The sequence below is a fragment of the Maribacter polysiphoniae genome, assembly GCF_003148665.1.
Lineage (GTDB): Bacteria > Bacteroidota > Bacteroidia > Flavobacteriales > Flavobacteriaceae > Maribacter_A > Maribacter_A polysiphoniae.
In genome coordinates this window covers 139887-151260 of the sequence record NZ_QGGQ01000010.1, presented here as the reverse complement: position 1 = coordinate 151260, position 11374 = coordinate 139887, and the positions used below count along the sequence as shown (strand labels likewise).

Annotated in this window: 8 protein-coding genes; 5 read left to right on the top strand and 3 right to left on the bottom strand. The window is 41.0% G+C overall.

Annotated elements, in window-relative coordinates:
- The first annotated feature begins 240 nt into the window (after positions 1-240).
- The 4 genes from LX92_RS17700 to LX92_RS17685 are packed head-to-tail and all read left to right on the top strand — an operon-like array spanning position 241 to position 4748.
- The gene (locus LX92_RS17700; protein WP_109653490.1) at positions 241-1053 is read left to right on the top strand and encodes an SDR family oxidoreductase; all 813 of its coding nucleotides are present in this window, start codon (positions 241-243) and stop codon (positions 1051-1053) included.
- A 23-nt stretch (positions 1054-1076) separates the two neighbouring features.
- Positions 1077-2258: a mannonate dehydratase gene (gene uxuA / locus LX92_RS17695; protein ID WP_211315892.1), complete on the top strand. Its 1182-nt coding sequence runs from the start codon at positions 1077-1079 to the stop codon at positions 2256-2258.
- Positions 2259-2276: 18 nt separating this feature from the next.
- A complete protein-coding gene (locus tag LX92_RS17690) occupies positions 2277-3149 on the top strand; it encodes an inositol oxygenase family protein (RefSeq protein WP_109653485.1) in 873 nt (290 codons plus the stop codon).
- Between the two features lie 27 nt (positions 3150-3176).
- Complete coding sequence (locus tag LX92_RS17685) at positions 3177-4748, top strand: solute:sodium symporter family transporter (protein ID WP_109653483.1); 1572 nt, start codon at positions 3177-3179, stop codon at positions 4746-4748.
- 9 nt (positions 4749-4757) lie between these two features.
- Here the strand turns inward: LX92_RS17685 and LX92_RS17680 are convergent, their stop codons facing one another.
- From LX92_RS17680 to LX92_RS17670, 3 genes are read right to left on the bottom strand one after another with little or no spacing between them, the layout of a single operon-like run.
- The gene (locus tag LX92_RS17680; RefSeq protein ID WP_109653481.1) at positions 4758-7025 is read right to left on the bottom strand and encodes an alpha-L-rhamnosidase-related protein; all 2268 of its coding nucleotides are present in this window, start codon (positions 7023-7025) and stop codon (positions 4758-4760) included.
- A gap of 19 nt (positions 7026-7044) precedes the next feature.
- Positions 7045-8388 (bottom strand): Gfo/Idh/MocA family protein, encoded by a 1344-nt coding sequence (locus LX92_RS17675; protein WP_109653479.1) that lies wholly within the window; start codon positions 8386-8388, stop codon positions 7045-7047.
- A 15-nt stretch (positions 8389-8403) separates the two neighbouring features.
- Complete coding sequence (locus LX92_RS17670; protein WP_109653477.1) at positions 8404-9771, bottom strand: 3-keto-disaccharide hydrolase; 1368 nt, start codon at positions 9769-9771, stop codon at positions 8404-8406.
- A 411-nt stretch (positions 9772-10182) separates the two neighbouring features.
- Here LX92_RS17670 and LX92_RS17660 point away from each other — a divergent pair, with 411 nt between their 5' ends.
- Complete coding sequence (locus tag LX92_RS17660) at positions 10183-11259, top strand: TPM domain-containing protein (RefSeq protein ID WP_109653473.1); 1077 nt, start codon at positions 10183-10185, stop codon at positions 11257-11259.
- Positions 11260-11374 lie beyond the last annotated feature (115 nt).

Below are 11374 nucleotides of genomic sequence, written 5' to 3'. Positions count from 1 at the left end.
AAAAACATGGAAAGACCATTCAAATCTCATAATTTAAATACCGCAAAAGTTTTGCTTAAATATTGGATATTATTTAATATTTTTCCCTAATTATCCTTAATAACGCAACAGATGATAATGGAACGTTGACAAATATATCCATGCTTTTGGGTAGTATATCCATTCCCTTAGAACGAACAGATCATATATTCGTGAACATGGAAATTTTATAATTCGTAAAGATCAAAACTTAAATCCATTATGGGTCAATTCAATATTAAAGACAAAGTAGCGGTAATAACCGGAGGGGCTGGAGTCCTAGGAGGATGTATCGCAGACAATTTAGCCGAAGCAGGAGTTAAAATCGTGATTTTGGATAGGGACGAGAAAATCATAGCTGCGAAAGTCAATACCCTTATTGACAATGGTGGTGAAGCCATGGGACTTGTCACCAATGTCCTGGACAAGGCTACATTGGAAAAAAACAGGGATGAAATACTTTCCCGATTCAGTAAGATCGATATTCTTTTGAATGCAGCAGGTGGCAATATGCCCGGCGCCACCATTGGGCCAGACCAAACCATTTTTGATTTGAACATTGATGATTTTCAGAAAGTAACCGACCTTAATTTAAATGGTACCGTATTACCCTCCATGGTTTTTGGGGAAGTTATGGCCCAACAAAAAGAAGGCTCCATTGTCAATTATTCCTCAATGACCGTAGAGCGTGCGATTACCCGTGTTGTTGGTTATTCGGCCTCCAAGGCAGCCATGGAAAATTTTACCCGATGGATGGCCGTTGAAATGGCCACGAAATTCGGGGGTAAGATACGTGTGAATGCCATTGCCCCTGGATTTTTTATCGGAAACCAAAATCGGAAACTATTGACCAATGACGATGGGTCGTATACGGAACGTGGCAATACCATTATAAAGAACACCCCTATGAAACGTTTTGGGGAGGCCGACGAACTAAACGGTGCCATTCATTTTTTATGTAGTGATGCCGCAAAATTCATTACAGGAGTGGTTATTCCGATTGATGGTGGGTTCAGTGCTTTTAGTGGCGTATAATTAATAACACTCTTAAAATGACAATGCAACAAACCTGGAGATGGTACGGTCCCAATGACCCCGTTTCCTTACAAGATATAAAACAAGCCGGTGCCACGGGAGTGGTCAGTGCCTTACACCATATTCCCAACGGTGAAATATGGTCACTAGAAGAAATCAATAAACGGAAAAAGGAAATAGAAAATGCCGGATTATCATGGTCCGTTGTTGAATCTATTCCGGTCCATGAGGACATTAAAACCCAAACGGGGGATTACAAACTTTATATTGAAAACTATAAAAAAAGTATTGAAAACCTTGCGCATTGTGATATACAGATCGTGTGTTATAATTTTATGCCCGTATTGGATTGGACAAGGACTTCCTTGGACTATGAAGTACAGGATGGCTCAAAGGCCCTACGTTTTGATGTAATTGCATTTGCTGGCTTTGAACTGTACCTATTACAACGACCAGGTGCCGAAAACAACTATACCGAAGACCAAAAGACCAAGGCAAAAGCATATATCAATGGTTTGTCCTCTGAGGAAAAAACCAAATTAATTAATAACATCATCGCGGGATTGCCCGGTGCCGAGGAAGGGTACACTTTAGAACAGTTCCAGGATATCCTTAACACGTATTCCGGTATCAATGGGACAAAATTAAAAGAGCATTTAGTATCTTTCCTAAAGGAAATTATCCCTGTTGCTGAAAAAAACAGGGTACTCATGTGTATTCATCCCGATGACCCCCCTTATCAAATCCTTGGCCTACCCCGTGTAGTCAGTACAGAATCCGATTATGCATATATATTTGGGCAAGTGCCCAGTTTATCCAATGGCATAACTTTTTGTACAGGTTCCTTAGGGGTAATTCCTGAAAACAATCTGGTCCATATTTTCAAGAGGTTTGCAGACAGGGTACATTTTATTCACTTGCGTAGCACACAACGCGATGAGGAAGGTAATTTTTACGAAGCCAATCATTTGGAAGGGGATGTAGACATGTATACCGTTGTAAAGGAAATTCTTATTGAACAAACTCGAAGAAAGAAGGAAGGACGTATAGATATCAGTATTCCCATGCGTCCTGATCACGGGCATCAAATGCTCGATGACTTACATAAAAAGACCAATCCAGGTTATTCCGGAATAGGCCGTTTACGCGGTTTGGCCGAAATACGTGGTTTGGAATTAGGCATTAGAAAATCATTGACACTTTAATTGGAAAACCTCAGGCTTATGAAAAATTCAACAGACCAAAACAATCCCATGCAAAATTTGGACGATTGGGAAGACAACCTTAAGGAACGCTATCCTGACCCTAGTGATATGACCAAGGATAAGGAGGAGTTTAGAAATTATGTGGATTCAGAACGTGTAGATACGGTTCGGGAATTTTATAGGGTTAACCATCGCTTCCAAACCTATGATTTCGTCTGCCAAAAAGAAAAGGAATTTTTAAAATTTGACAAGAAGGAAATGTCGCTTTGGGAAGCGGTGGATTTCCTGAACACCTTGGTTGACGATAGTGACCCCGATATTGACCTGGACCAATTGCAACACTTATTGCAAACTTCGGAGGCCATTAGGGCCGATGGGCATCCAGACTGGTTTGTACTTACAGGGTTCTTACACGATATCGGCAAGGTTTTGTGTCTTTTCGGCGAACCGCAATGGGCGGTTGTGGGCGATACCTTCCCGGTAGGGTGCAAATTCTCCGAGACCATTGTGTATCCTGAATTTTTTGCGGACAACCCCGATTCCACCAATGAGAAATTCAATACTAAATTCGGTATATACGAGCCCAATTGCGGATTGGACCAAGTGAAAATGAGCTGGGGACATGACGAGTACCTGTATCAAATCCTAAAGGATTATTTGCCGGAACCTGCCTTGTACATCATACGATATCATTCTTTTTATGCCCAGCATCGCGAAGGGGCCTATACCCATTTAATGAATGAAAAGGACCTCGAGGTGTTCGAGTGGGTCAAAAAGTTCAATCCCTACGACCTATATACCAAAGCTCCTGTAAAACCCGATGTTAAGGCCCTTAGGCCCTACTACGAGGAATTGGTAAAAAAATACTTACCCGATGTCATAAAATTTTAATCAAAAACCAACCAAACCACCTTTTCTATGTTATATACTTATTTGGGTTTTTTCGGCTTTACGCTACTTGTTATATTTTACACGAGCTATAAGCTTCGAAAAGATAAGTTTACTACATCGGAAGGTTATTTCCTGGCAGGAAAGAGTCTTACGGGACCCATTATTGCGGGCTCCATGATACTTACCAACATTTCTACCGAGCATTTGATCGGAATGAATGGCAGTTCCTACGAGAACGGTATCATTGTCATCGCATGGGAGGTAACTTCGGCGATTGCCTTGGTAATTGCCGCCATATTCTTTATTCCCAAGTTCCTGAAAATGGGACTAACGACCATTCCCGAATTTTTGGAGAAACGTTTTGATGGCGCCATTCGTTCCATAGTGGCATTTTTACTCATGTCATCCTTTGTGATTACCTTATTACCCATTGTTTTGTATTCTGGGGCCATCAATATTGAAAGTGTCTTTGACTTCTCACACATGTTCGGTATTTCAAATGAAGCATCCTTAGTGTATACCGTACTCACCATTGGTGTCATCGGTGCGTTTTATGCCGTATTTGGTGGATTAAAGGCCATTGCTTATTCCGATTCGCTGAACGGTGTGGGTTTGATGTTGGGAGGTTTACTCATTCCTGCCATAGCGCTCTATCAAATTGGAAATGGGGATATCTTCAATGGATTGAGTACCGTCTACAATTTTGCCCCGGCCAAATTCGACATTATAGGTAAACCGGACTCTGTATTGCCTTTTTCCGTATTGTTCACTGGGTTGATGATCAATCAGTTATATTTCTGGGGTATGAACCAGTCCATCATACAGCGGGCTTTTGGCGCCAAAAATCTTGTTGAGGCGCAAAAAGGTTTGATCTACACTGGGGTATTGAAATTATTCGTACCCATAATCATTGTACTCCCAGGCCTTATTGCCTTCTATTATTTTCAGGACCAATATTATGAAACCCCCGATTTAATCTATCCTCTACTCGTAAAGAAGGTTTTACCCACCTATTTGTATGGTTTTTTTGCTGCCATCATTTTAGGTGCGGTCCTAAGTACCTTCAACAGTGTCTTAAACTCAGCCAGTACCATATTTTGTCTGGACATTTACAAAAAAATAATCGACAAGGATGCCTCGGATGCCAAACTGGTGAAGTACGGGAAATTATCTTCGGTTATTTTAGCTGCCATAGCCATTATCGTAGCCCCTTTTGTGGCCTATGCACCTGATGGCTTGTATATGCTGCTACAGGAATTGAACGGTATTTTCTTTATTCCCATTTCATCCATCATCATTGCGGGCATATTTTTTAAGCAAATCAACACCAAAGGGGCAAAAGCCGGATTGTTTTTCGGATTTACATTTTATATACTGACCACCTTCGTTTTGGAAATCAACATACATTTTGTCCATTTATGGGGCATTGAATTTGTGTTGAACTTTATCATTATGTTCCTGGTTTCCAGATACAGTACAACTGAAAAGGTGGAAGTTTACAAAGAAAAAACAACTCATGAAAAATCATGGTCCGCCGTTAATATCGCTGGTTCGATCTTGGTATTTTTAACCATTCTTATCTACATATTACTTTCGTAAGAAAGCATATCAACGCCTAATCAAAATAGTATTCTTCCCGGGCTGCAAATGAAGTATCCCATTATCCGTTTTAATGCCATTAAGCATGATCTTTGCATTGGGGTATTGCCCAACATCAAATTCGGCCTTCATATTTCCGGGGATTTCAATAGTGTATTTCCTTGTATTGTCCAGGAGAATATAATCTGCCTTGATTTGTCCCTTAATGGTCGGCACAATAATGGACGTTTCTTTTAAGGAACCCAATTGTGGTTTTATGGTAGCGATGTCGTAACCCGGAACCTTCGGATTGATGCCCCACAATCCTCTGGAAACCATGTTGGCGGGCACAGCTCCCCATGCGTGGTTCCAATCGGAATTGGGTTTATATTTCATATCCCAAGCCTCGAGCGTCATCGTAGACCCAATACGGATCATATTATACCAGCTTCTATTTGCCGTTGATGTCATTAAATCCAACGCATATTGTCCCTCACCGGCATTGTATAAGGCTTCCAATAAATATTGTGACCCATAGACACTACAGGCCATACCCCTACTCTTTATAAATTCCGATACGGATTGTTTTGCCGTTTCGGGTACTATATGAAACGCCATTGCCATCATATTCGAATGCAAGGAAGCATGGGCCGTACCTTCCCCGTCTACATAAATACCCTTGGTCGCATCAAACAATACTGTATTGATCGAGGTCTTTACCTTTTTGGCCAAATCATTATAAAATTTTACATCATCCGCTTTATCCAAAACTCCGGCGAACTCGGCCATGATTTCCAAATTCCTGTAATACATACAATTGACGACCGTATTTATGGGGGTAAAGACAAAGCCATCGCGCTCCCCTTCCGGGGTGGCCAATTTCCAACCAGTGTCCTTTTGTGCCGGTGGCCAATCCACAATATCCTTCAATTTGGCCTTAGGATCCTTGAACCCCAATTTCACCATAAATTCGGGTGATGCATTATTAGAGGAAATGAGTCCGTCTGCCCTACGCAGTTCTGCCAAGGTCTTATGTTTTAAATCCTCATAATACCTTTCGATAAGCTCGGTATTACCCGTATACATATAATCCGCATGAAACATAAGTGCTACATGCAATTGCCATTCCGTCGGCCAGGTAGGATGTTCCATAAAATACGCTATCGTGCGCCTGGCCATGGCATACTCCCTATCCAACGAATAATGACTCAATTGATTGAGGTAGGCATCGGCCTCATACGGGATACGTTCCCTATCCCCATCTATATATACCCCTGCGAAGGTGGTTGCCTTAATGGAATATTTACATAAATCCCAAACCTGATCAAGAATGGTATCGGAACTCTGAAAACGACTTTCCTCATCTTCCCAATACCCATGATACGCTAATTGCACCACATCATTTTCGAAAATCGGGGCTGTTGCATGTTCTATTTCCGCATACCTAAAAGGCATTAAAACCGGAACCGAATTGGGAAGTGCAATTGCCCCTACCTTTGTGTTCCGCTTATCGGGCTGAATGGATAAGATATAAGTGTTCTCCCGGGGGTTCACCGGTAATCGTACCTCTTGATAACGGATGGTTCCTTGAGGATCCCTATTGATCATACCATTGACCAATTGTTCTCCTATACGAACGACCAAGGTATCCTTCTTTATGGCCCGGTATTTAAGTTGAAGGGTAGCGAAAGCTGCTTTTCCAAAATCGATTCGATATGAATTATTATCCGTTGCCTTTAAGGTAATCGGTCTAATACGATCTATTTGAAGGCTATTTGCGCTGGTAATCCCTTTTTCCTGTTTACCTATTCTAAAGGACTGTATTCCAGAAAACGCAGATGGCATATCTGTAGCATCCCAGATTTTAACTTTCCAATAATATGTTTGGCCTGCAATCAAAGGAGTGCCCTGATATTCAACATTCGATGACTGCTTATCCGACACTTTTCCAGAATCCCATACATCGCCTATGTCATTTCGTAATTGGTCTTCTGATGAAGCCACCAATAATTGATAGGCCTTTTGCGAAATCGCCGAATGGGGAACTGTCCAACCAAATTCAGGATTGACGTCAATGATCAATACCTTGTTGGTATTCCGAATGTATTCCACCGTTAAGTCTATGGGTTCTTCCCCATAAACTATTTCATCAACCTTCTTTCCCTTACATGCCAACACCAGAAAAGTGATGACAAAACTCAGAAAATATAATTTCCGTACCGCCAAAAAACCCAAGATACGGCCCATTTCAGGACCAAAATTCATAGTTCTGGCCCTGAACAACCTTAAATTACCCATACAATGCTATAACAAACCCTTAAACAGGTTTAATTTCCCAACCCGGTTCATACGTTCTCGACCATAACTTCATGGCTTCCCGATTGAATATTCGCCCTGTTGTCTCATCAACCTCAAAGGCATCATCGATACGCGATGCTATGTTCGCATAATGGGTGAGCAATTGACTTACCACCCCTTCATCAATAGGTGAAGTTAAAGCAGCTTTTCCACGTATGGCATCAAAAAAGTTTAGGGTATGTGCTGTGGAGAGTCTTCCTCCGCCACCGAGTGCGTTACCTGATTCAATTCCTGGAGATAGATTTTCACGGATAAGCTCCCCTTTTAAACCGTACAATTTATAACCATCGCGATCAATAAACACACAACCTTTGGAACCGTAGATGATGGTACCCCTACCTGCACCATATTTGGAATACCCATTTCTACTTTGTCCGTCCCATTTGATGATCTTATTATCAGCGAACTTAAACGTAGCCTCCATGGTATCGTACATTTCCCAGCCATCGTCTTTATATTGGAATTTTCCTGAATTGACTTCCACACGTTCTGGATATTCTACTTGTAATGCCCATCTTGCTATGTCCAATTCATGCGTGGCATTATTCCCCATCTCCGCGGTACCATAATCCCATCCGTACCAATGCCAATTATAATTCCACGTATCATCGGTATAGGGCCGTCTTGGTGCAGGTCCTTGGAAAAGTTCCCAATCCAGCCCTTCTGGTGGTGCTGTTTCTTTTTGATGGGGTACTGGTCCTCTTTTACTGGTGTAAAATGCGGTAGCATGATACACGTCCCCGATAATTCCCCCGTGAATATCCTTCATGATTTCTTGGGATTGGGCGGAAGATCGTTGTTGGTTACCCATTTGTACCACCTTATTGTATTTCTTTTGATAGGCCACGAGCAACTCCCCTTCCCTAGGATTATGGCTACATGGTTTTTCCAAATACACATGCTTTCCTGCCTGCATTGCCATACAAGCCCCAGGTGCATGCCAATGGTCCGGGGTAGCCATAAAAATGGCATCAATATGTTTATCATCGATAATCTTGCGAATATCATTTTCTAAAACCGGGGTATTCGGAAAGGCTTTGGAAACCACTTCTGCGGCTTTTTCACGTTGACTTTTCATGACATCGCACAAATAGCGCAACTCCACATTGCTTTCTTTCTTAACTATTCCCCCTAAATAAGCCTGGTACCTACGACCTAAACCTTGTATCGCAACATGGATACGGTCATTCGCCCCGATGATCTTGGAATAGCTCTGTGCACTCATGGCGTTCAGACTACCTCCTAATGCCACACCTGCTGTTCCTGTAACTGCTTTTTTTATAAAACTTCTTCTGTTCGACATGTTACCCAACTTTTATTAAGATTTAATTTTAATGTTTTTGAAAGACACTCTATCCCCATGATCTTGCAATAAGATCTGTCCTTTTTCAAGTTCGCCGAAATTGGGCCACTTTGCATACTTACTTTCAGAAACCAGTTTTTTGAAATCATCACTGTTTCTTTCGTATTCCAAGACTTTCATTCCATTCAACCAATGCTCTACATGATTACCTTTTGAAATGATATGTGCAGAGTTCCATTCTCCGATTGGATTCATATGCTTGTTGGAATCCGCTTTGATCAAATCATAAAGGGAAGAGACTGTCCTACTTCCTTCATGGTTACCCAATTTGGCATCAGGATGTAATGCGTCATCCAATATTTGGTACTCAAGTCCGATAGAAGATCCCGGTCCTTTGTTTATCTCAGTATCCACATAATATTTTATACCACTATTTGCTGCTGGAGTCAATTTGAAATCTACCTTCAGTTCAAAATCCCCGTACAACTCTTTGGTTACAATATCACCTCCGGCAGCGGACTCTTCACCTCCAGATGCCAATACCGTAAGCTCACCATCCTTTATCTCCCATCCTTGGCTTGGAAACTCCTCTAATTTGGCACCACGCCATCCTTCGGTAGTCTTACCATCCCAAAGCAAATCCCATCCTTGTTTCTTTTCATCAATGGTCAATTGGTTTTTGGTGATAACAGGTTTAAGTGTTGTTTTTCTAGCGTATTTTCCAAGGCTATCAGTTAGGATGTTAATATTTTTCCACATGATATGTGTACCTTCTTTTTGGTTTTCCTTGATACTGTGTACTTGCAGGCCAATAAACCCAGTGGCTGTTTTATCATCAATAAGGTGGGCTGCCGGTACCCCGTTGATCCAGGTTTTAATGGTATCACCAATGGCCTCAATACGGTAATGGTTCCATTCGTTTTGTTTAAAGGCTTTTTGTGCTTCGGGGTTATCGGTCAAGGGACACAACCAACCTCTTCGTGCCTCATCATAAATTCCTGCACTCCATGCGCGTTCAGAGGGGTCTATCTCTATTTGATACCCGTGAACCCTTCCATCCCTATAGTAAGGAAAACTATTGGAACGAATCTGAATTCCTGAATTCATGGAAGGATCTACCTTATAATCCAATTCCAAGATAAAATCGCCATAAAGTTTATCCGATCTTAAGAATGTGTTTGGCGTATTTCGAACTGTTGATCCTACAATAGCACCATCTTCTACTTTATAGGTTGCCTCCCCACCAATTCTAGACCAACCGTCCAAGGTTTTACCATCGAAAATAGTTGACCATGGAGTATTATCTTTTTCTTTTTGGGCACAACTTAAGAAACCAATAACGGTAAGAAGCAATAATGCTTTCTTCAAACTACTTTTTTTCATAATTATTTAGGAATGTGATTAATTTACAGTTAAAAATACACAATAAAAATAGCAGTATTCTAAAGAATAAACATGGATTTATCATTCAAAAGCATGGGATTTCAATAAATTCTTAAGGGCTTGGGTGAAAATCAAGGATTTAAGGTGATACCCAATTCACCCTTAACCTGGTTCTATTTCCCCTTTAGCTTTACCAAGTCACACTATCCACCCCCTTTTTAATCCGAACGACACATGGGTGCTTAAAAACATCAACACAATATCTTTTCCTTTTCTAGTGATTACCCTTTCCATAAACAATAGAACAAAAAACGAATCGTTTAAGAATTCGTACGTGATGGGTTGCCCCCACCCTATTACTAGGCACCGATCAAAGGTTGCCATTGAATACCTAAGCAAAAACTGACCACAATGAAAATCAAAAACCTTCTTACTGGACTGCTATTCCTTTTGGTAAGTTTTTGCATGGCACAAGAGGAATATCCAATACTCAATCGTATTGTAACGGACAGTGCCGGTATTTTCAATGCATCCGAATTGCAAATCCTCTCGGAGAAGCTAACCGATTTTGAACAGGAAACCTCTAACCAAATTGCAGTACTCACCATCAAAAAACTACACCAAGAGACCATAGAAAACTATGCGTATAAAACCTTTGGGGCAAATGAACTTGGTCAAAAAGGCAAGGACAATGGTCTTTTGATTCTCGTTTCCCAATTAGACCGGGAAGTACGGATTGAAGTTGGGTATGGTTTGGAACCCTACATTACCGATGCCATAGCCTCACGGATCATAAGGCAAATAATTATACCCCAATTTAAAAAAGAGCAATATTATGAGGGGATAGACCTCGCCACAGAACAGATCATCAATATTTTAAGAAATCCCGAAGCAGCCAAGGAATTTAAGGAAGAAGCTCAAAATGAAGGCTCCTCTATTTTTGTCAAAATCTTTGTAACGCTTTTTTTATCGGTATTCCTTTCTGTTGGTGCCTATGTGATTTTTCGGTCCTATCGAAGTTTGATTGCTTCCTTTAGGGGGATTCTTATTGGCAAGGTCAGCCTGCTCTACTTTCCTTTTGCCTTATTTGCCGCTCTCTATCCGATGCTATTCGGATTGGTCTTTTTTTTTATGCCCCTTATTGGAATTGTTGCCATTGATTTCGAATTCTATCCGGACCAACTTACTTTTTTAGCCGATGATCTGATGTGGTTATATGGTCTTCTGGGTATTTTATTGGTCCTTATTCCGGTACTTATTGCTATGTACAGCATATATACACATGGCGATTCTTATAAATTATCATGGGTTAAGAGCGATAAACGGTTTATCAATAAAAATCTAAGTACCGGTTTTCACAGTGCTGGTTCGTCAACCCATAGTTCCTCGGGAAGTAGTTATGGTAGTGGGTTCAGTAGTAGTTCAAGCAGTAGTTTTTCAGGAGGTGGGGGAAGCTCTGGTGGTGGTGGTTCCAGCGGTAGTTGGTAGTTTGTTTAATTTCGTGGCGCATATACACCTTATCAAATAATCCTCAAAAGAATAAAAAAAGGTAGTGACATGAAATCACTACCTTTTAAATGGTTACCCTGTTTATTTCTGTTTA

What these genes read in the sequence shown, in the direction of transcription:
- LX92_RS17700 (WP_109653490.1), top strand. Translation starts at nt 241, where the DNA reads ATGGGTCAATTCAATATTAAAGACAAAGTAGCGGTAATAACCGGAGGG.
- uxuA (WP_211315892.1), top strand. Translation starts at nt 1,077, where the DNA reads ATGCAACAAACCTGGAGATGGTACGGTCCCAATGACCCCGTTTCCTTA.
- LX92_RS17690 (WP_109653485.1), top strand. Translation starts at nt 2,277, where the DNA reads ATGAAAAATTCAACAGACCAAAACAATCCCATGCAAAATTTGGACGAT.
- LX92_RS17685 (WP_109653483.1), top strand. Translation starts at nt 3,177, where the DNA reads ATGTTATATACTTATTTGGGTTTTTTCGGCTTTACGCTACTTGTTATA.
- LX92_RS17680 (WP_109653481.1), bottom strand. Translation starts at nt 7,025, where the DNA reads ATGGGTAATTTAAGGTTGTTCAGGGCCAGAACTATGAATTTTGGTCCT.
- LX92_RS17675 (WP_109653479.1), bottom strand. Translation starts at nt 8,388, where the DNA reads ATGTCGAACAGAAGAAGTTTTATAAAAAAAGCAGTTACAGGAACAGCA.
- LX92_RS17670 (WP_109653477.1), bottom strand. Translation starts at nt 9,771, where the DNA reads ATGAAAAAAAGTAGTTTGAAGAAAGCATTATTGCTTCTTACCGTTATT.
- LX92_RS17660 (WP_109653473.1), top strand. Translation starts at nt 10,183, where the DNA reads ATGAAAATCAAAAACCTTCTTACTGGACTGCTATTCCTTTTGGTAAGT.